The sequence below is a fragment of the Candidatus Agathobaculum pullicola genome, from assembly GCF_052117205.1.
GTDB lineage: Bacteria > Bacillota > Clostridia > Oscillospirales > Butyricicoccaceae > Agathobaculum > Agathobaculum pullicola.
The window spans coordinates 61,603-83,531 of record NZ_JBQKJP010000006.1 but is presented as its reverse complement, the minus strand read 5'-3'; the positions used below and the strand labels follow the sequence as shown (position 1 = coordinate 83,531).

Sequence of the window (21,929 nt, the reverse complement as noted above, 5' to 3'; positions counted from 1 at the left end):
ATCAGTGAATCAGATTGAGCACAAGCGCAGCGATGACAAACACAATGCCCACCACCGAAGTCAGACGAGCAAAAACTTTATCTGCTGCCGTCGCCTTGCCTGCGCCGAAAAAGGTTTCCGCGCCGCCGGAAATCGCGCCCAGACCCTGCTGTGCGCCGCTCTGCAGCAGGACCACAACAATAAGGAACAGGCTGGCAACGATCATTACAATCGAAAGTGCAATTTGTGCGGTAGTCATAATTACGATTCCTCCACTGTTTTTTCTTTCCGTTATCGCGCCAAAATATGGCACGCTATATTTGCGTACATGATACTATAGCACAATAAGTGCGAAATTTCAAGTGTTTTTTCTCAAAATCGGCTGTAAAATATTCTTCAGCGGCGCGCCCATACGATTTGTGTATATCTTGCGCGCCTCCAAATCGATAACCGCAAAATGTATGGATGACCAGCCATGCTTGCCGCTCTCAAACTGCCGCTCTGCGCTCAACCGGCGCACTTTCTTCTGCATATCGCGCTCTACATGCTGCGTTGCCAGAATGACGGACACGATAGAGTAATCGTGCATGGCATCGGGCCGCACCAGCGCCTGCTCCGCCCGCTTGGCATAGTCCCACCAATCCGCCAGTGCCGCTGTATTACATTCAGGCGCAGCAAACAACAGTCGATACTCATGGGCATGACTGGATGTTCCCGTCGACATCATCCCCAGCAATTTTTTCTCGCTGGTCACGTCAAACCGGCTCAGCAGCGCCGCGATACGCCCGGCAACCTCGGTGTTTTGCTCGGACACAAACGCAGGATGTAATCCCTGCAGCAACCGATTGCGCAAATCGATAAATTCGGCCGAAAAATCCATTATATTCCTCCCACTTACAGATCTGCCGGATATTCGCCCTGCCGGGTCATCTCTGCAATGGCGGCGCATACGGTTGGCTTATCCTCCCGATAGGTAACGCCAAACCAGCGCGCTGTGGTAGTCAGCACCTGAGCGGTCGCACGGCCCGCCTGAATCAGTTCGTCCACGGCAAACGGCAGATAATACTCCCCCTTCATCGGGTTCTGCGGCAGCCTTTCCGCGAAAAAGCGGCGCAGGCCCTCCTCCAGCGTGGGCAGGAACGACGGCGTAAAGCCCCACAGATTGAGCGAGACCGGTGTGCCCGCCGGGATTTCCCCTGCCGGCGCATCGCCGTCCGCTGCGTAGACAATCCGCCCGTCCGGTGTGCGCGAAATCGCGGTGCGCTCGACAATGCCGGTCAGCAGACCGTTTTCATCCTCTGTACACACGCCGCGCGATACCGTGCCGTTTTCAGTCAGCGTGTTTTCAACCTGATAACCAACCATACAGTACCGGTATTTATCATCGTCCTGCGCGACAGACAGAAAATCATACATTTTCCGAAACGCATCCGCACCGTAAAAATCATCCGCATTGATGACCGCAATCGGCGCGCCCGCCGTCAGCTCACTTGCACACCAGACCGCATGTGCCGTGCCGAGCGGCTTTTCACGTCCCTCGGGCGCACGCAAACCTTCCGGCAGCTTGTCCAGCGTCTGATAGGCGTAATCGACCTGCATAAAACGGCGTGCCTTACGGCCGATGGCCTTCTCGAACGCCTCATGCAGCTCAGGCCGGATAATGAACACAACCCGCTCAAAACCCGCGCGATGGGCGTCATAAATCGAATAATCCAGAATGATCTGCCCGTTCGGGCCGACGGGGTCAATCTGCTTCAGTCCGCCGTAACGCGAGCCCATACCCGCGGCCATAATCACCAAAACCGGCTTTGCCATTGCGCACTTCTCCTTTTTTACAGCGGCCGCGCCGCCGCATACTTTTTTCGCCAATCTTTTCTCCACCAAAACGGGCTTTTTTCCATGTTTAATCTCCCAGCCCGTCTGGAATACTTCATTATTATACAAGACCATATCATAAAACACAAGATGTTTGCAACGCACGCCTTCTTTTTTGTCGAAAAGCATGAAAATGCAATCACAGTGCGCCCAGCGATTGCAAAATGACTGGAAAACTGCTAAAATAGTGCTGTTAAAAAAATGTCAGACTAACACACGCGATGATACAGAGAGGAATATGTTTCGATGCGTAAAACCAAAATTATTTGTACTCTTGGCCCTGCGACCGACGCGGTTCTTCCCGAAATGATCAAGGCAGGCATGAACGTCGCCCGCATGAATTTCAGCCATGGCTCCCATGAGGAGCACAAGGCCCGTATGGATGCTGTCAAGGCAGCGCGCGAAGCACTGGGTATGCCGGTCGGCATCATGCTCGACACCAAGGGCCCGGAAATCCGCACCAAGACGTATAAGGACGGCAAGATTGAAATTGTCGAGGGCCAGGAGTTTACCCTGACCACCCGCGACATCGAAGGCGACAACACCATCGTCTCCATCACCTACGAAGGCTTGCCGACCGATGTACAGCCCGGCACGCGCATCCTGATCGACGACGGTTTGGTTGCTTTCGAAGTCATCGAAGTCAAGGACGGCACGGACATCGTCTGCCGCGCGCTCAACGGCGGCCCGCTTTCCAACCGCAAGTCCATCAATGTTCCCGGCATCAAGCTGAATATGCAGTTCGTGTCCGACAAGGATCGCGAGGACATCGAGTTCGGTCTGGAGCAGGGCATTGATTTCATCGCCGCCTCCTTCACCCGCTCCGCACAGGACGTGCGCGACATCAAGGCGATCCTCAAAGCACACGGCAAGGAAGACGTTGAAATCATCTGCAAGATCGAAAACATGGAAGGCGTCAACAACATTCAGGAGATTCTCGACGAGGCCAACGGCGTCATGGTTGCCCGCGGCGACCTCGGTGTAGAGGTTCCGTTTGAAGTGCTGCCGGAAATCCAGAAGAATATCATCAAGACCTGTATCTCCCGCGGCAAGCGTGTTGTGACCGCAACCCAGATGCTTGAAAGCATGGCCAAGAACCCGCGTCCGACCCGTGCGGAGGTTTCCGACGTTGCAAACGCTGTTTACGACGGCACCAGCGCCATTATGCTTTCCGGCGAGACCTCGGTCGGCAAGTATCCGGTTGAGACTGTCCGCACCATGAGCATGATCGCAGAGAATGCCGAAAAGACCATCCACTATGACCGCCGTCGTGCGACCCGTCTGGAGTTCCAGAACATGAATGTTGCGGGCGACCTCAAGACGCTGGCCATTTCGCACGCAACCTGCTCCACCACCGCCGATCTGGGCGCAAAGTGCATTGTTGCGTTTACCGAGTCCGGCTCGACCGCACGCGCGGTATCCACCTATCGTCCGGGCGCACCGATCATTGCGGCAACGCCGAGCGGCAAGACCTTCCATCGTCTGAGCATGTCTTGGGGCGTTACCCCCGTGCTCGTTCCCAAGCGTCCCACCTCCGGTACCGAGCTGTATGATCTGTCCGAGCAGGCGGCTATTTCCGCTGTGGATCTGCGCGTGGGCGATATCATCACCATCACCGCCGGTATGCCGGTCGGCCACGTCAACTATACCAACACGCTGCGTGTGCATCAGCTGACCGAACGGTCGTTTGCACAGTTTGTACAGGATTGATTCTATGTCTCTCAAACGCTTCCAGCGCAAACTTGTCCGTGTGCTGACTGTTCTGGTCATTTTATCCATCCTTTTCTGCCTTGGCCTGTACGCTTATCGTTCCTTTTTCGGCTTCACCTATGATTCCTCCCTGTTCGGAAAGAATCTGGCGGCAGGTGTCAAGGCGGATGAAAACATCACCAACATTGCGCTGTTTGGTCTGGACACCCGTGAGGGTGATACCCAAAGCCATTCAGACTGTATGATGATTGTCACCGTGGATAATACGCGCGGCAAGATTAAGCTCATCAGCCTGATGCGTGATTCTCTCGTCAATATTAGCGAGCATGGCGAGGACAAGCTCAATGCCGCCTATTTCCTCGGCGGGCCAAGCCTTGCTATCCGCACCATCAACGAGAATTTCGGGACGGACATCACCGAATATATCGCGGTGAATTTTGAGCAGCTTGTCGAAATCATCGACGCACTGGGCGGCGTAGAGATCAATGTGGAAACCACCGCGGAACTCCTTGAACTAAACCGTGTCATCCGGGATTACGGCATCGAGCAGGGCAAGGAATTTTCCGGCGTGGAAGAAACCGGCCTGCAAACGCTTGACGGCGTACAGGCGCTGTGCTATGGCCGTATCCGCAAGGGCGGCACCGGCGACGACTGGGCGCGTGTGGAACGTCAGAGCATTGTGTTGCAAGCCATGTTTACCAAGGTGCAGTCCATGGGGGCGAGCGAGTTAATCGGCTTGATGCAGAAAATTGTCCCCTATGTGACAACCTCGCTCAACCCAACTGAAATCGCTCCGTTAATCGTTGGCGCTGTCAAGAATGGTGTTCCAACGCTGGAGCATGCCCGCGTCCCGCTGGATAGCGAGTGGAATTATTACGGCGCCTCCAGTGAATACATCCTTTACGATTTGGACGTAGCCGCCGACCATATCCATGAATACATCTATAACGATGTATACCCCGGCGAGACTGCTTCTGATTCCGGCACAGACACAGATACCTCTAATGGGCCTCTGGGCGGCGTTGATTACGATGAACCGCCGACCGCACCTCCCACCACAGATGATACCTCTTCTTCGGGCAGCACTGTCGATCCCGCTTCCCTTGCGGAAGAAGGCGGACGGTATGATCCGGCAACGGGGGATTATTATGACTCTGATGGCGACCGTTATTATCTGGACGAATCCGGCAGTCGGGTGTATTATTAAATCAATATGATCCGTACAGGGGGTATGATACCACGATCATACCCCCTTATTTATAACTGATACAGAAAGAGGAAAGCAACCAGTATGTATGTTAAACGTGTTCTTCCCAACGGGGTGCGCCTGATTTCGGAAAAGCTGGATACCGTGCGGACAGCTTCCGTTGGCATCTGGGTCGGCAATGGCAGTCGGTATGAACCGGCCGCGCTGAACGGTATTTCGCATTTTATTGAGCATATGATCTTCAAAGGTACCGAAAAACGTTCCGCCCAACATATTGCTATCGCCATCGATGCCTTGGGCGGGCAAGCCAACGCCTTTACCGACAAGGAATGTACCTGCTATTACATGAAAGTGCTGGACAAGCGTCTCAAAACCGGCGTCTCCATTTTGGCGGATATGTTTATGAATTCGCGTTTTGCGCAGGAGGATATTGATTTGGAGCGCGGCGTTGTACTGGAGGAAATCGACATGTACGAGGATTCTCCGGAGGATGTCGCCATCGACAAGCTGTTTGAGAAATGCTATGACAGCTCGGCACTGGGCCGTCCCATTCTCGGCACGGCGGAAACCCTGCAAACCATCAACTCCGAAGCGATGCACGACTATATGCACCGTTATTACCGTCCTGCGGATACCGTTGTCGCCGTTTCCGGCCACTTTACCGAAGACGATCTGGATTATATTGCCGAGTTGTTTTCACACATGGAAGGCGATGGACGTAACCAGATCACTCCCGCGGTCTATCAGCCCAGCCTGATGCTGCGTGAAAAGGATATCGAACAGAACCACCTGTGTCTGTCGTTCCCCGGTGTGTCGCTGCTGTCCGAGGAGCGCTTTGCAATGAACCTGCTCAGCTCCATCCTTGGCGGCGGCATGTCCTCGCGCCTGTTTCAGGGAGTACGCGAACAGAACGGCCTTTGCTATTCAATCTACACCTTCACCACACCACATCTGGATACTGGTCTGCTGTCCATTTACACCGGTCTCGGCGCGGAAACCGAGCACAAGGCACTCGAACTGATTGTGCGCGAGCTGCATCGATTCTGCGAGAACGGGCCCACCCCTGACGAGCTTTCCCGCTGCCGTGAACAGGTCAAAACAACGCTGCTCATGGGGCTGGAGAGCACGGGCACACGCATGATGACCATTGGACGCAGCGAACTGTTACGCGGACAGGTTGCCGCGGTCGAGCAGGTGCTTGCCTCTTATGACAAGGTCACCGCAGATGACTTGCTCCAGTTGGCGCGCCGTGTATTTGATTTTGAACAGGTTTCTCTCGCCGTGGTTGGCCAGCCCGACCGCGCGGAAACCTATCGCACGCTGCTGCAATAAGCTATTCCATGATAGCGCTACCTCAAAAAAAGAGCCGACGGCTGTGCCGTCGGCTCTTTTTCACTCTATGGTTTCATACTTCATGCGGTAATAGGTTCGATCCTGATACTCCTTGACAGCCTCTTCAGCCGTGTTATCCAGTACAGGCAGATAGTTTCCTTGCGCGTCCACCGCCGTGCCGCGCTGCACCACCGGCCATTCTTGCCGCAGCTCGTTTACAAAGGCGAACAGCTCGTCACTCTGCCCGCAACCCACCGCGTCCAGCACGGCCGCACCCAGAAAGCTCGCGCTCAGCATCCCGTTTTGCGGAATACCAAGACGCTCCGCCAAGGTATCGAACTCCAGTGCGTCCGCGCCCGCCTGATTGGCCCACATCACAAAGGGCGGCGCATACGCGTCCAGCCAGTCCTGTGTGCTGCGGTCCGCCGTCATATCCATGCCAAGCGCGCGATAGCACAAATAATTATCGCCTAAGCTGGGCAGATGGTCGCCATACCAGATCAGCAGAACCGGTTCTTTCTGCCGCTCAAAATAGCTCACCAAATCACCCAGCATTGCGTCCGCGTCCCGCAGGCCATGCGCATAAACCGTCAGCATAGTCTTGGCATCCTCCGGTAGTTCTTCCGCCAGTTGCAGCTGATACAGGTCGCGCGCTTTACCGTATTTGGATTCGGTATAGGCCATATGGTTCTGTATCGTAGTCACATAGGTAAACTGCGGCTGACCGACCGCCTGCCGATTTTCAAAATCCGCAATCAGATATTCGGTCAGCGATTCATCCGAAACATACCCGCCCTTATACGTAGCGTCGGCAAATACATCCTCGAACACAATTTCCTGTGCGCCCAGCCATTTGTAGATGTTCTGCCGATTGTAGAACCACGCTTTTCCGGGATGGATAAACGCCGTCTGCCAACCGTTTTCATCAGCAACCCGGAAAATGGAATTCATATTTTTGTGCAGCACACGAAACGATGACACGCTTGCGTCCGACAGCATAGCGGTCTGCATGCCGGTCAACACATCAAACTCGGTATTCGCCGTACCGCCTCCATAATTGGGTACAATCAGCCGTCCGGTAATCGCATGCTCCGACTGCTGCACCGCATGATAGTTTTTAAGCGGATCGGTGTCTGCCGTCCATGCGAATGCGTCCGCATCGGTAATATCGCAAAACGCTTCGCTCATCACAAAAATCACATTCACCGGCTTTGGCTCTGCTGCCGTCGTTTGTGTTTGCGCAATGCGCTCCTCGATCTCCGCTTTGGAGAACCCTTCCGGCTTTTGCAGATTGTTCTGTGTCATGCTGCGTAAAAACGTGTAATGAAAGCCTGTCTCCTGACAAACCGTCGTCATATTAAAACGATTGGTGCAAGGGAAGGCGTTGAACAGATCCGCAGAGGCATATACCGTAAGGGTCAAACCTGCCAAAATGGCCAGGCAGAGCAAGCAGCCCGCAGCACGGGCGCATCGCACCAGCACTCTGCTGCGACCGCTTTTTCGTGTTCGCACCAGTACCGCCGTCGCAATCAAAACGACGCCCACCGCGACAAAAGCCGCTACGAGCGGCAAATCAATGCGCAGATCATAGCCGCCTGCCGCGGTCAATGCCTCCCGCAGCATGGTCAAATCCTGCGGCACAACCGGGTCGTCACGCGCTTCGATTTTAAGCTGATTGGCGACATTCAACACGCCGAATACAACCATTGTCACCGCCGACGCTCCAAATACGTTGCCAAGCGCAAACGTGAGCGCGACCAACACCAAAAATACAGGCAGCCAGTTGAGAAATCCCAACAGCGGCGTGGTGAAAAAAGTATAAGGAATAACCGGCATGGTTTTTAAACACATAAACCAGATGGCGAACGCCAGCAAAACCGCCAATGGAATATTCCAGCCCGCCGCAAGCCGCCATGGTATTCTGCCTGCTTGCAAACCCTCTGTGTGTTTGCCGGGACGGCGTCTCCGCGCCTCATGCGCACCCGGTCTCGCCTTCTGAAAATGTATCATCGATTTGCTTCATCCTTTTGCAGATGGCCCTGTAGCCGCCTGTCTCTCTAACTTGCTTTTATTTATCGATCACAGGAATTTCCGTGGTATCCTTTTCATCTAAATGATTGAGATAGTGCCGTGTTTCCCGTGCAATGACGCCGGATAGCAGCAGTACCGCAATCAGGTTTGGCACTGCCATCAGGGCGTTTAGGATATTGGCAATCGTCCATACCAAATCGAGAGACAATACCGGCCCTATCACAATGACGAGAATGAACAACAGCTTATAGGGCAGCATGCCTTTGCGTCCGAACAGGTATTCACAGCAGCGCTCTCCGTAATAGGACCATCCCAAAATCGTGGAATACGCAAATGTAATGATACCGACAACCAGAATCAGCGGTCCCAGCACCGGAATCTGCGAAAATGCAGCGGTTGTCATCTGACTGCCGTCCTCAATCATATCCATATTGATGTTAGGGTTTTTCATGATGGTGGTGACCAACACCAAACCGGTCATCAGGCAGACAACAACCGTGTCCCAGAATGTACCGGTTGCGGATACCAATGCCTGTCGCACCGGATTTCGTGTCTGCGCAGCACTTGCAACCAGCGGCGCAGAACCCAAACCAGACTCGTTAGAAAACAGTCCGCGCGCCACACCATATTGCATTGCCAGCCGCAGGCCGCCGCCTACCAATCCGCCTGCCACTGCGCCCGGCTTAAATGCCAGCACCAGAATTGTCTGCAAGGCCGGCAGTATAAAATCCCAGTTAATACACAAAATCGCCAGACAGCCGAATACATAAAACGCTGCCATAAACGGCACCAGCTTTTCACAAACAATTGCGATGGACTGGATACCACCGATGATAACCACGGCCGTAATCGCCGCAAATACGACACCGATAACCAATGGCGGAATATAAATCGGACTGTTGCCTTGAATAATTTCCGAAATTGCATTGATCTGCGTGCCACAGCCGATACCGAACGAGGCCAGCATCGCCAGCGCTGCAAACGCCACTCCCAGCCATTTCAAGCGCAACCCGCGCTCCAGCGCATACATTGCGCCGCCCTGCATACGTCCGTCCTTGGTCTGCACGCGGTATTTCACCGCAATCAGGCTTTCCGCATATTTGGTTGCGATGCCAAACACACCGGTCAGCCAGCACCAAAGCACCGCTCCCGGCCCGCCAAGGAACACCGCTGTACCAACGCCGACAATGTTGCCCGTACCAATGGTAGAGGCCAGTGCGGTTGTCAATGCCTGAAACTGGCTGACATCCCCCGGAGAATCCGGATCCTTGGTCAGGGACAGGCGAATGCCGGTAAATGTCTTGCGTTGGATGAAGCCGGTGCGCAGCGTCATAAAAATATGCGTACCAAGCAGTAAAACAATCATTGGCAAGCCCCAAATCCAATTGTCAATCGCCGATACAATGCGGGAGAACGTCTCCATATGATTACCCCTTCCCCTCTGTTATGAAACAGGAAAAGGAGCGAAGCACAGGCTTCGCTCCCCCTTTTGCACGGGCCGTTTCTACCCATTTTATGCAGACCTGTTTGCGGGAGCCGCAGCACATTGATGCCTCTTTGCACCTCTGCCGCATGATATTATCATTATACAATATTCGCGCTAAAATGCAAGAAAAACCGATAGTGTAATCTTTGCTCTTGCTTTTTCTGCATTTTCTTCTATTCTATGGGTATGCTTGTCTCCCGCACTTGAAAGAATTTGGATTTGGCTCCGCGCGTGGGTATAGTAACACGATACACGCGCGGACCCATACCATGCAAGGAGGTTTCCATGAGTTTTTCACAAAACAAGCTATTGAATTTCACCAAAAAAATCTCTTCCCTACCCGACCAGCCCAATATGCAGCCGAACGATCTCAAAGCCTATTTTGACAGCAGTCCGGAGGAGCTTCGTCAGACACATAACACGTTATGTGATTCCCTCACCGCCACTACCGCTGCTGCTGGGTTAGGCTTTCAGCGCACCGCGGGTGTGCCTGCCGACACCGTGCAGAGCGCGGTCGAAAATGTGCAGTCCCAGATTTCGGATGCAGTGCTTGGCAACATTCCTTCTGGCAGCGTGACCAACGACAAGCTGGCACAGGATGTGCGCGATCATTTCACACAAATTGAGCAATCGGTGGTGGCAGAGACAGATGGACGTCAGGCCGCTTTCGATAATTTACAAATGCAGATCCATTCGCAAACCACCAAAATTGCGGAAAAATGCGAGGTTATTTATGGCAGATATGTTGGCGATAATACTCAAAACCGTGTTATCTATATCGGCAAAACACCAAAAGCCGTTTTGCTCATGACAAATTACGGTGTCATGGATTCACCAAACGAAATCGCCTGTTTCGGTGGACTTGCGGTTGACACTTCCAATGCTTATTATTATGGTGAGGTCGGCCCTGTTCTTTCTATTTGCGAAAATGGTTTTATAGTGACCGTTGGCGGCTCAAATAACTGCCTGGCATCCAACCGCTCCAACGTCGTTTATAATTATATTGCTCTTGTTTGATACAAAAAACCCCCGAGCTTTCGCTCGGGGGTTTCCTGCTTAGAGACTATAACGTAATATCTAAATCAGAGATTAGACACCAGCCGGAGTCTCCGGATCCATCTTGTTGTTCTCAGCGTCGATTACGATAACAGCAATCTTGCCGTCGCCATCGAGCAGGTAAGAGATGTTGACCAGACGCTTCGTGCCAGCAGTGTTGTAGCCTGCCTCAACGATGCTGTCGAGGCCTGCGCCAGCCATGCCTGCGGTCTTGGCATCGTCAACAGTCAGGACGACGCAATCCTTAGCCAGCGTGTAGGTCTTGTCAGTAGCAACGCCAGCATCCTGAATCTTGATCTCGCCCTCAGCCTTGCCGTCGAAGCCAAGTACTGCAGCTTCGGAAGTCGCAACAGTAACGCCCTCGATGTAGCTGCCGTTCACTCTGTAGGAGAACAGCTTGCCAGCAGAGATCGTGGTGCCGAAGGACAGGCCATCAGCGTACAGAGTAACGGTCTCAGTGCCGTTCCAAGCCTCAACAGCGATCTTCTTCTCGCCGTTCGGCGTGCTGGTGGTGGTGTACTGATCGGTTACTGCGTAAGCGTAAGAGGTGTCCGCAGCGCCCGGAACAGAGATGTTAGAGCCAGTAACCAGAGTAGCAGCCTTGATGTAGTCAATGCCATTGCTCTCATCGGTCAGATAAGAAGTGTTGAAGGCAACTACAGCATTGCTAGCGTCCTTGATTTCCTTATCCCAGCTCTTAACCTGAGCACCGGTCAGAACCTTGGTCTCAGCCTTGGCACCGCCCGTCTTAACGAAGATCACAGCATCGTCCGCGATGGAGAAGCCGCTGATCTTGGAGTCGTAGTACGTGCTGGTAGCGCCAGAAGCAATGGAGCCATTGGCAACAAAGGTCTTGCAGCCAGCCAGGTTGGAAGCGCTCAGCTTCTCAACATCGTAAGTGTTGTCAGACAGCTTGGTGTAGGTAACCATGGTGTTGTCAGCAAAGGTTACGTCGCCAGTCAGCTTAGTGCCAGCTTCCTTGGAGATGGTAACCGTAGCATCGGTGCCGTCTGCAAAGTACATACGAGCCTTAACAGTCTTGTTGTTGGTGCCCAGAACAGTTGCCGGAGCCTCAGTAGCGCTTACAAATGCAACATTTGCGATGCTGCCTTCGGTCTCGTCAGCGTACAGAACGGTGTTGCCAACGATAACCAGGTTGTAGGTCGTGCCGGTGGTAGCGGTTACGTAGCTTGCGCCGTCGTAAGCCAGCTTGTACCAGGTGCCGTCAACCTTAACCTCGTTAGAGCCAGAGCGCTCGCCCTCAACCTTAGCGTTCACAACGTCGAGCTTTTCAACGTGGTTGCCGCCCTGGGTGGTGTTATCGGAAGCGATAACGCGGACATAGTCGCCCTTCGCGATGCCATCATAGATGGTATCGTCAGCGAACTTGACAGTGCCAACACCGTTGTCGATGGTGACAGAGGTCTTGGTAACAGCCGTAACCTTGCCAACCTTAACCGGAGTGAATACTACGGTGTCAACCTTGCCGTTGCCGGTGTTGTCAACCAGCTTGATCTCGCCAGCAGCAGCATTGCGGGTGCGGCCGTCTACATTGGGAGTCTTGCTAGCATCATTGATAACCTTAGAGGACAGGGTAGCTACTGCAACGGTATTTACGTCGCGGTTCAGCTCGTAAACCATGTTGGTAGCATTGTTGCCATCCAGGTTGTACTCAGTGCCAGCCAGCTTAATCTTAGAATTGCTGGAGCCAGCCGCGAGCTGACCAACATAGCCAGTAGCTACAACCTTGGAGTCCTCGTTTGCGTAAACGCCATAAACCTTGGTGGTGTCGTTATCCTTGTACATAACGTTGACGTTCTGGCCAACCAGGTTGGTGTAATCGTTTACAACGCGGGTATAGCTTGCCTTGTTGCTGCCGCTCATGTACAGAGCGTAGGTGTCACGAGCGTCTTCCTTCCCAACCTTGGTCAGGAGAACACCCTTCGTGGTAACCAGATCCATGCACTTCTTGCCCATGGTCTCGTTTACAACGGTGGTCTGGAAGGTGAAGGTGCCGTCGCTGTTCGGAGTGCCGAGCATAACGGTGGTGGTAACCTTCTCGTACGCATTGGCATCGGTGCTCCACTTAACAGTGTCAGCGCCCAGAGCGTTGTACATGATCTGAGCAGCGAACTGACGCGGCATAGCCTCGCCAACAGCTGCGGTCACATCGTCATACAGGCCATTCTGGGAAGCCAGAGCGTTGGTGCGCTGGGTGTAGCCAGTGCCGGTCAGGCCAGACTTGTCAGCCTGATAGCCCATGCAGATGAGGAGCATCTTAGCCAGCTCGGTGCCGGTAACCTTGTCGTCCGGAGCGAACTTGCTGTTGCCCTTACCGTTGATGATGCCATTGGTGTAGCAGAAGTTGATGTAGCCTTCTGCCCAGTGGCCGGAGTAAACGTCGGTGAAAACAGACTTGCCTGCGAAAGCAGACGCGTTGTCATTGCCGCCGTTCCAGATGGTGTAGATCATCTTCGCAGCTTCCGCGCGAGAGATCGTGTCGTTGGGCTTGAAAGAGCCATCAGTGTAACCATTGATGACACCCAACGCAGAGAGCATTTCTACGGCTTCGGTCTGCTGAATGTCAGCCGCATCCGTGAATGCCGCACCAGCGAACATGGTGAACGCGCAAGCGAACGCCAGCACCAGTGCGAGAACCTTTTTAAGATTCTTCATGGGATTTTTCCTCCTTAAATTTTTTGAGCTTTGTGCTCTTTTCGGAAATTATAATACCACAGGTTTTTTTGAGGGTCAAGCAAAGCGGCACGAATGTAACACGGGTGTAATATTGCAACAGCCGCAATATTCGCTTTTATCCGCGGTTATAGGTCACTCTGTCGACCGTTGTACCCGCTTTCACGCGCACGGACACATTACCCTCAAAGGCGCCGCCCAAATCCTGTATCGGCGCACTCTCCCCGGTGGCCGCGTCAATTGCTACGGCATTGCCACCCATATAACCTTCCACCGCGCCGGTCTTATCGCTGCTCTGTATCGTCAAGCGATATAATCCTTCATTTATTGTCACAGTGCTGAACAAAACCAAGCTGTCCGTTTGCGCCGTAAACGAGCCGTCTTCGTTCCAGACAACCTCGCCTTCCTGCACCGTCGCGCAGTCCGGCACTCCATCACCATTGACGTCCGGCGCCGTTGCCGTATCCAAGCCTAAATTAGAGAATATGCTAAGCGCATCGCTCTGATTGTATGGCTCCAGCGCGGCCACTGCCAGCAGTTTATTCAAAAACGCATTGTTCTTCGCCGTCAGCAACACCTCATCCAGTTGCTCGGCATTGACCTGCCGCAGCTTTTCATACCCTGCCACCATGCGCTGTATATAACTGTCATCCGCGAAGAGCTGCACTGCGTTGAACTGCCCAACGGGATCAATGATGGATTCATACACATCAAACATCTGCTGCCACGCGGCTTTATCTGCGCGCATGTATTCCGTTCCCTGATCCAGCGTATCCAACGCCTTGGTATACTGTCCGGTTCCTGCATAATATTGTGCCAACGGGATGGTGATGGAGTTGGATTCCGTCGCCGCCAGATCAGCGGCATACCGATCCGCCACCCCCTCCTCATTGCCGCCGGAGAGCAAGTAGGTCAGCTTATAATCATTTTTCTCAAACAAGTCAATTTTGGCACAGGTTTTCAGTTTGTCCAGCGTCAGGCCATTCCCGTAAAAGATACTCTGTGCCATCAGATTCAGACCAATCAGCACAATGAATACAGCCGATACCGCGGCAACCGGCCAGCGCACCGCGCCGCCCTTACTGCCTTCCGGCACTTTAATGCGCAGACAGTCGCCGCAATACAGCGTAATCAGCGCCAGCACTGCCAAGAACATCGGCAAGCACCCGCCGACCGACCAAGTGACGTCACTGATCGCCTGACCAAACATCTGCACCACGCAGGCCCCGAGCAGCATCACCATGAGCGGCTTTTGCTTGCGGCTCTTGACCAGCGCCCAAACAGCGGTGCCCAGCACGGCGAGGAATGCCACCAATCCCAGCACGCCAAGGTCGCACAACGCTTCGACATAATGGTTATGGGCGTATTTGGTTTCATAGTAGTAATCCTGCACGGACACGACGCCGTTCTCAAAACCGCCAAGTCCACGGCCAAAGACCGGTGCGGTCTGCCAGAGCTTGATGGCATCCTGCCAATACACGCGGCGCTGCACGACGTTGCCGTTAGCCGACAAGTCCTGAATACGGTCGGCAATGAAAGCAGGCAGCAGCTTATAGCCCAGCTTGATGCTGCCGCTTTCCGTTCCATCATACGCGGCGCTGCTGACCGTTGTGCCCGGCTGGCTACTGGAAAAATAGAAGAATACCAATTCGCTGTCCTCCGGCACCGAGAAGGTGATCGGCGCATCGGAGGTTCCTCTTGCCACATCGGTTTCATTGTTCTGGATGAGGTTATTGGTATTTTTGTAGGCAACACGCACGCCTACCGGTGCGCTTGCTTCAATCGTCAAGGTGTAGTCTCCCGCACCGAGATCCGCCGTGCGTCGGAAGTCACCCTCTGTACCGAAAGTATAAGCACCGGTGACCGAAAGCGCGGCAATCAGATAGACCACAACCACCACTACAATACCCGCAATGGCGGCAAGCAGTATCTTTCCCTTGCCGGACAGCACTGCCGATGCCTTATCACGCACGCATACCTCCAGCGCGCAGGCCGCAGCGCAGCCCAGCACCAGCATCAGGATCGGAAGCGGCGAACCCGTCACGGTATCGCCAAACCCCTTGACCGATACCGCACCCACAACCAACGCAACCGCAGCAGTCTGCACCAGCAGCAGGAGAAAGCCGGTTCTCTGTTCTTTGGGGCTCAGCGCAAGCATGAGCAGACAAGCCACCACAAACACACCAAGCGAACCCATGGAAAACGCCAGCAGATAGGATACCGCATTGATCATCAGCAGAATGGTGCACAGAATTTTCTGTTTTCTGCTTTCCGCCGTCAGCACCAGCCACAACGAGAGCAGGCACGCAATCGACATCAGTCCGGCATATGTGTTCGGATTGCCGAAAATGGTATGCAGGCGCGAATAGAAATACGAACCGGTATCGCCGTAGCCCGCTCCAATCGCTTCCATGAGCACCCGAAACGGACGCATCAGAATATTGCTGGACGCAGCGTCAATCGACAGCACACCCACAGGCGCTGCGGCGCATGCCAAAACAGCTGCTGTACGTCGGAATGCGGTTTTGCTGTCCTGTGCATACAGCACAATGACCATAAATACGGCAAACGCTGCCAGCAGACAAGCAAATTCAGCAATCGCAAATTTACCGGAACGTGCGTAAAGCGTCGAAATGCCCGCCAGAAGCATATACGCAAACACCGCAAATGCCGGCGGCGTCAGCAGCCGTTTGACACGCTGTTTGTCCGCAAAAAGCAGGCCGCATAGCACGGCCACCGCCCCCAGCAGTCCGACTACCTTCTGCGTATAATAAGAACCGTTATTTTCAAAGCTCAGTATGAAAAATACCGTGATAGCTGCAATGATATACAGCCACCATCGCTCTGTTTTAACCGGTTGAACCGTTTTTCCCTTCATGATTAGTGCCCTCCTTCACGCTGCCGCATGTGCAGCGCTTTTTTCATTGATACCTTATTATATAATACAATCCTTTTCAGCGAAAGTCTTTTGCCGCCTTTTCATACAAGGATGTCAATTCCGGGAAAACCTCCGTGATACCGAACTGCTGCACGAATCGCCTTGCAGCTTCCCCCATGCGTTTCCGCATATTTGCATCCTGCATGCGCTGCACCGCATTTACAAATGCCTGCGCGTCTCCAAACGGGTATAACAAACCATTTTCTTCATCACACACCAAATCCTGATGCCCTTTGATATCGCTGGCAACAACCGGCAGACCGCAAGCCATTGCCTCCATTACGTTGAAGGGCAGTCCCTCAATCCGGCTGGATGACACGCAGATATCCGATGCACGGTACCAGTTCTCCATGTCCCGCACAAATCCCGGAAACCGTATGCGATCGGTCAGCCCGGCTTTTCCCGCCTGCATTCGACATGCCTCCCGCGTTTTTCCCTGTCCCGGCAGCAGCAGCACGACATGCTCGGGCAGGCTTTGCATCGCCTCTATCAGCATACTCTGGTTTTTTCTCTCGGAAAACTCTGCCGCATAAACCAGAACCAGATCGGACGGCTTAAGTCCCAACTGCAATCGCAGCTCCCCCCGCTGATTCTGTTTGGGCGGCGTAAACCGTGTGAAATCCACGCCCATGCCTTTTGTCAGCATATGCTTTTTCCCCAGACGATACCTGCATGCGATTTCCGCATCCTGCCGATTCATGGTCAGCAGCCAATCCGTGACCGGTGCCGTCATCCGCTCCGCGCCCAGCAGCAGCATACGCTTGGCCCACGGCGTATTCCCATCAAACAAATAGCCATGCACTGTATTGAGCACACATGGCCGTTGTTTCCCTAATGGAACAACCGCCAGCCGCGCAAAAAACGCCGCCAGAGCGGTATGCAGACTTATCATTTTATACCGCTCCGCCCGCATCAGTCGATATAACGCCCACACAGCGGCCAGATTTTTCGGAGAAAACATGCTTTTTTCAAACGGCAATGAGATGCAGCGGCTCACTCCATCCAAATTGCATACCATTCCGCCCGCAGCCGCATGCACTTCATATCCCTGAAGCGTAAACCACTGCAAATATGGCTGATGAAAGGACGCGAGATGTCCAAATGTCGAGGCAATATACAGCACTTTCCCCTTTGCTCGCATAATGACACGCCTCCAAAAGAAAACGCAGGCGATTTTTCCCACCCGCGTCCTGTTCTTTATTCGCTTAAAATATTACCGCATACCGCACTTTTTGTCAAGTTAAGAGTGGTTCTCCTGTAGAATATTGCGGTCGGATATGGTAAAATAAAAACAATCCATTTGTTTGGGAGGATCGACCGGTGATCAAAGAAAACCAAAAAACGCTCAACCAGATCAATGGGCTGACCGATGTGCTGCTTTTATTTCCCTGCATGCTGCTGGCCTATTTTATCCGCTTTGTGCTTTTTCAGGGCGAACCCGGCCATATTGCGCTTTCTTATTACCTGTATGCTACCGTTTGCATCATCCCTCTTCTGTGGTTCCTGTACAGTTTGATGGGACTCTATGATTCATTCCGTGCCAAAAACTTTTTAACCGAATTCAGTCTGCTGCTCCGCTGCAATGCCATCCTGTTCGGACTGATGCTGGCATTTTTCTTTGTTTTCAAGGAGTTTCACCTTTCCCGCTGGACGCTGCTTATCTTTTTTGCTTTGGCCACGCTGTTTATCACCGCCAAGCGCTGGTTTTTGCGGCGCATCCTGCGCACCCTCCGCGAAAAAGGCTACAATCTCAAGCATGTGCTGCTCATCGGATGCGGCGAACAGGCACGCACCTACTATCAGGCAATCCGTCAGGACCGCACATTGGGCTTCTCCATCGATCACTACCTTGCCCCGCGTGACTGTTTGCCCGGCATCTCCTATCTGGGCAACTACAACGCCCTTTCCAAGGTGCTCGACCGGATTAATCCGGATGAAGTAGTCATCGCTTTGGAGGCCGATGAATATCCCTATTTACAGGGTATCATTTCAAACAGTGAAAAGCACGGCATCAAGGTCTCCCTGATTCCTTTTTACAGTCGTTTTATGCCTGCGCATCCGGTGTACGACGAGGTCGGGGGTATCGCGCTGGTCAATATCCGACACATCCCGCTGGATAATATCGGAAACGCTTTTGTCAAGCGCGGCATGGACATCATCGGTTCCCTGCTGCTCATTCTGGTCACTTCACCGCTCATGCTGTTTGCGGTTGTCGGCGTCAAGCTATCCTCTCCCGGCCCTATTTTATTTAAGCAGGAACGGGTTGGACTGAACAAAAAGACGTTTTATATGTACAAATTCCGCTCCATGCGGGTCAATGACAAGCAAACCACCGGCTGGAGCACCAACATCGATCCCCGAAAGACCAAATTCGGCTCTTTCATCCGCAAATTCTCCATCGACGAGCTGCCGCAATTTTTTAATGTGCTCAAAGGGGATATGAGTCTGGTCGGCCCACGGCCCGAACTTCCCTATTTTGTCAATCAATTTAAAGAGGAAATCCCACTTTACATGGTCAAGCACCAAGTCCGTCCCGGCATTACCGGCTGGGCGCAGGTCAACGGTTTCCGCGGCGATACCTCGATTCAGGGGCGCATTGAGCACGACCTGTATTACATTGAAAACTGGACGTTTCTGCTGGACATCAAAATCCTGTTCATGACCGTTTTCCGCTTTGCCAACAGCGAAAAGCTGAAATAAAAACACGCTTGCGCCCGCTTGTCGCCGGCAAACCAGGCACGGCCATCTTGACGAAATACATCAAACTCTGTATAATATACAGCATTAACTTGTCATGATTTACAAAGAAAGGTGGTATCCTGTTTCTATGTCTGACCCTGATCCTGCGGGCCGATTACCGTTTCGTCCGATCGAAGTTTTTTTGGAATAGCGCTGATAACAACTGCACTTTAAAAAACACTTCGAAAGGAACATAACATGAACACATCAGTAGGTATTATCATTATTATCGCCTGCCTTATTATGTCCGCGTTTTTCTCCTCTACGGAGACCGCTTTTTCCTCTCTTAACCGCATCCGCATCAAAAGCCTTGCCGAAAAGGGCGACAAGCGGGCAGCATTGGTGCTGCGGCTCGCCGACCAGTACGATAAATTGCTGTCCACTATCCTCATCGGCAACAATATCGTCAATATTGCGTCCGCATCGGTTGCAACGGTATTGTTTATCCGTTGGGCGGGCGAGGAAACCGGACCATCCCTCTCCACCATTGTCACCACCGTTGTCGTGCTGATTTTCGGTGAGATTTCCCCAAAAACCCTGGCAAAGGAATCGCCGGAACTGTTTGCCCGCTTATCCGCGCCGATCATTCAGGTTCTCATCTATATTCTCACGCCAATCAACTTTCTGTTTGTCCAGTGGAAAAAGCTGCTCTCCTTGGTTTTCAAAACCGCGGAGGATACCTCAATCTCGGAAGAGGAACTGCTGACCATGGTTGATGAAGCCGAAAGCGAAGGCGGTATCGACGAGCAGGAAGGCGATCTTATCCGCAGCGCAATTGAATTTAGCGACGTGGAGGTTGTGGAAATCTTTACCCCGCGCGTTAATATCGTCGGCATCTCGGAGAATACGGATAATCAAACCATTGCCAAGCTGTTTAAGGAAACCGGCTTTTCCCGCTTGCCGGTTTATCGGGATTCTATCGACAATATCGTCGGCATCATTCATGAGAAGGACTTCTATAACGAAGTCGCCCCCTCCAACCGCTCGATTGACGTGATTGTCAAGCCCCCGATTTTCGTTGCCAAAACCATGAAAATCGGTGAGCTGCTCAAAATGCTGCAAAAAAACAAATCGCATATCGCCGTGGTGGCGGATGAATACGGCGGCACACTGGGCATTGTAACGCTGGAGGATGTGCTGGAGGAACTGGTCGGGGAAATCTGGGACGAGCACGACCGTGTTGTCGAGCAATGCTGGAAAACCGGAAACCATGAATATCTGGCGCGCGGCGCCGCCGATTTCGAGGATGTGCTGACCAACTTCGGCTATGAGAATGACGAGGCAGCGGATACCTATACTACGGTCAACGGCTGGATGATCGATCAGCTCGAGCATATCCCCAAGCAGGGAGAAACGCTTACCTATAAAAATCTGGATTTTGTCGTACAGGATGCCGACGACCGGCATGTCCTGCTTATCAAAATCATTGAGCACGAAAACTGTGAGACACCGACTGCCTGACCAATACATATACCAAACCACAAAAGCCGTTTCTCTGCCTTTGACGCAGAGAAACGGCTTTTTCCGTCTGACTCCTTTGCTATTTCCCCAAGCAGTTGCCGCAAAGGGAATATCCCTGCTCCAGCAAATCCTCATAGCTTCCGGTATAATATTGTTTATTCTTTTCTCCGATGCTTGCGACACTGGAACAATCCTGCAGGTGGACTTTCTTGGAACTGGTGTTCAGCACATATTCCTGTGTCTCTTGCGCCCCATCCGTCTGCGCGGCGTCTGCCTCGCGGCTCTCTCCGGTTGCATAGTCAATCTGCACACCGGGCTGCACATTATAGCAATATACGTTATAGCAAATGCCATCCCCCTCGTCCTCCACCGAAAGGGCCTCCATCTGCACGCCGGAGGCAACGAGGTTATCTCCCTCAAAGATGGGTGTGACACGGTACAATACATGGTTTCCGGTCTCTTTGATGTAATCCGCCACCAGATTTTCAAACGGGAGCATGCCCTCTACATTTAAATATCGCGTGCCGGTGATCAAATTCTCCTCATTCGCATTTTCCGCCGTCAGCTGATATCCAATCAAATGGCAGCGGTTATACAGATACTTTCCGTCCACAAAATCATATTTCACCGTCTGCCAGCCGGATGGCTTGACCTGTCCAATCGAGCCGCGCTCCTCGGTCGGCATCAGATCAGTGGAAATGCAGGCATAGGCCGTGCCGCACCGCCCCAAAAAGTCCAGCGGAGCGTAGCTTTCAAACGATTGCGGCGCCTTGTCCTCCTCCGGAAAATCCGGCACGTTGCCGTCTATCTCCACATACGGCTCGCCGCTGTATGCCGGAACATCCTCCAGCGAAACGGCCTGCTGCGGTCGCAGCATTGCGCAGCCGGAGAGCAAGAACTGCATACACAGCAGCACCGGCAACACTTTTTTCATCATTTTTTGCATTTTTCGTAAACTTCCTTTGTGATTTTTGCGTGCGAGTAACCGACAAATTCGTCCGTTTCCCGCAAAGTCCAGCCCTGACGAAGTACCGTCCGGTCAAAATACCGGTCCGCCGGGTAGGCACGGTTCCAGCCGAAAAGAATGATATTCTCTATCTTGTCCAAAAACGGCTCTATCCGCTGATCTTCGACAAAACAATAGTCTCCCGCCCCAGCCAGCGCGAGAAATCGATCATCAACCCGCAGACGGGCGTGCTCCTCCTGCGTAAACTGTCCGGCAGAATACGCATTGAGCCATAATCCCCGCGCGCCGCATAGGGACAGAATATGGCTGCGCAGAATACGGTCCTGACTCTGCCGCCGATGATTGAACAGTATCCCGTCCTTGTTATCCAGACAGAGCATTACATGCACACCGTATCACCTCCATGCCGTGTAAGTCAACGGATGCACCTCTCCAAGGCCCTATTATCATACCA

The 21,929-nt window shown here is 52.9% G+C and carries 16 protein-coding genes; 6 read left to right on the top strand and 10 right to left on the bottom strand.

Features of this window, described 5'->3' with window-relative positions; all coding sequences use genetic code 11:
• Position 1: 1 nt before the first annotated feature.
• The 3 genes from secG to ACTQ3V_RS04090 all read right to left on the bottom strand — a co-directional run bounded on the left by secG (position 2) and on the right by ACTQ3V_RS04090 (position 1,848).
• Complete coding sequence (secG, locus tag ACTQ3V_RS04100; protein ID WP_441466391.1) at positions 2 to 238, bottom strand: preprotein translocase subunit SecG; 237 nt, start codon at positions 236 to 238, stop codon at positions 2 to 4.
• A 99-nt stretch (positions 239 to 337) separates the two neighbouring features.
• Positions 338 to 859 (bottom strand): DUF8052 family protein, encoded by a 522-nt coding sequence (locus ACTQ3V_RS04095; protein ID WP_441466390.1) that lies wholly within the window; start codon positions 857 to 859, stop codon positions 338 to 340.
• 14 nt (positions 860 to 873) lie between these two features.
• Positions 874 to 1,848 (bottom strand): sugar phosphate nucleotidyltransferase, encoded by a 975-nt coding sequence (locus tag ACTQ3V_RS04090; RefSeq protein WP_441466389.1) that lies wholly within the window; start codon positions 1,846 to 1,848, stop codon positions 874 to 876.
• Positions 1,849 to 2,100: 252 nt separating this feature from the next.
• Between ACTQ3V_RS04090 and pyk the strand changes: the two genes are divergently transcribed.
• The 3 genes from pyk (at position 2,101) to ACTQ3V_RS04075 (ending at position 6,103) form a co-directional block, all read left to right on the top strand.
• Complete coding sequence (gene pyk / locus ACTQ3V_RS04085) at positions 2,101 to 3,564, top strand: pyruvate kinase (RefSeq protein WP_441466388.1); 1,464 nt, start codon at positions 2,101 to 2,103, stop codon at positions 3,562 to 3,564.
• A gap of 4 nt (positions 3,565 to 3,568) precedes the next feature.
• Positions 3,569 to 4,771 (top strand): LCP family protein, encoded by a 1,203-nt coding sequence (locus ACTQ3V_RS04080; RefSeq protein WP_441466387.1) that lies wholly within the window; start codon positions 3,569 to 3,571, stop codon positions 4,769 to 4,771.
• Positions 4,772 to 4,855: 84 nt separating this feature from the next.
• Positions 4,856 to 6,103, top strand: coding sequence for a M16 family metallopeptidase (locus ACTQ3V_RS04075; protein ID WP_441466386.1), 1,248 nt, complete (start codon positions 4,856 to 4,858; stop codon positions 6,101 to 6,103).
• 60 nt (positions 6,104 to 6,163) lie between these two features.
• On the opposite strand, the gene ACTQ3V_RS04070 is transcribed toward ACTQ3V_RS04075, so the two are convergent.
• Positions 6,164 to 8,113, bottom strand: coding sequence for an LTA synthase family protein (locus ACTQ3V_RS04070; protein ID WP_441466385.1), 1,950 nt, complete (start codon positions 8,111 to 8,113; stop codon positions 6,164 to 6,166).
• A 58-nt stretch (positions 8,114 to 8,171) separates the two neighbouring features.
• Complete coding sequence (locus tag ACTQ3V_RS04065) at positions 8,172 to 9,557, bottom strand: alanine/glycine:cation symporter family protein (protein ID WP_441466384.1); 1,386 nt, start codon at positions 9,555 to 9,557, stop codon at positions 8,172 to 8,174.
• Between the two features lie 348 nt (positions 9,558 to 9,905).
• Between ACTQ3V_RS04065 and ACTQ3V_RS04060 the strand changes: the two genes are divergently transcribed.
• Positions 9,906 to 10,637, top strand: a complete 732-nt coding sequence (locus ACTQ3V_RS04060) for a hypothetical protein (protein WP_441466383.1) — start codon at positions 9,906 to 9,908, stop codon at positions 10,635 to 10,637.
• A gap of 72 nt (positions 10,638 to 10,709) precedes the next feature.
• Here ACTQ3V_RS04060 and ACTQ3V_RS04055 read toward each other — a convergent pair whose 3' ends face one another.
• From ACTQ3V_RS04055 to ACTQ3V_RS04045, 3 genes are all read right to left on the bottom strand, one after another.
• Positions 10,710 to 13,352, bottom strand: a complete 2,643-nt coding sequence (locus tag ACTQ3V_RS04055) for an S-layer homology domain-containing protein (RefSeq protein ID WP_441466382.1) — start codon at positions 13,350 to 13,352, stop codon at positions 10,710 to 10,712.
• Positions 13,353 to 13,488: 136 nt separating this feature from the next.
• Entirely contained in the window at positions 13,489 to 16,248 is a 2,760-nt protein-coding gene (locus ACTQ3V_RS04050) for an O-antigen ligase family protein (RefSeq protein ID WP_441466381.1), read from the bottom strand.
• 76 nt (positions 16,249 to 16,324) lie between these two features.
• The gene (locus ACTQ3V_RS04045) at positions 16,325 to 17,449 is read right to left on the bottom strand and encodes a glycosyltransferase (RefSeq protein ID WP_441466380.1); all 1,125 of its coding nucleotides are present in this window, start codon (positions 17,447 to 17,449) and stop codon (positions 16,325 to 16,327) included.
• Between the two features lie 179 nt (positions 17,450 to 17,628).
• Between ACTQ3V_RS04045 and ACTQ3V_RS04040 the strand changes: the two genes are divergently transcribed.
• Both ACTQ3V_RS04040 and ACTQ3V_RS04035 read left to right on the top strand, forming a co-directional pair.
• Entirely contained in the window at positions 17,629 to 19,008 is a 1,380-nt protein-coding gene (locus ACTQ3V_RS04040; RefSeq protein ID WP_441466379.1) for an undecaprenyl-phosphate glucose phosphotransferase, read from the top strand.
• Positions 19,009 to 19,245: 237 nt separating this feature from the next.
• Entirely contained in the window at positions 19,246 to 20,508 is a 1,263-nt protein-coding gene (locus ACTQ3V_RS04035) for an HlyC/CorC family transporter (protein WP_441466378.1), read from the top strand.
• Between the two features lie 79 nt (positions 20,509 to 20,587).
• On the opposite strand, the gene ACTQ3V_RS04030 is transcribed toward ACTQ3V_RS04035, so the two are convergent.
• Together ACTQ3V_RS04030 and ACTQ3V_RS04025 are read right to left on the bottom strand one after the other, a co-directional pair.
• A complete protein-coding gene (locus ACTQ3V_RS04030; RefSeq protein ID WP_441466377.1) occupies positions 20,588 to 21,454 on the bottom strand; it encodes a DNA/RNA non-specific endonuclease in 867 nt (288 codons plus the stop codon).
• On the bottom strand, positions 21,442 to 21,855 hold the full coding sequence (locus ACTQ3V_RS04025; protein ID WP_441466415.1) for a ribonuclease Z: 414 nt from the start codon (positions 21,853 to 21,855) through the stop codon (positions 21,442 to 21,444). Before ACTQ3V_RS04025 ends, ACTQ3V_RS04030 begins: the two co-directional genes overlap by 13 nt.
• Positions 21,856 to 21,929 lie beyond the last annotated feature (74 nt).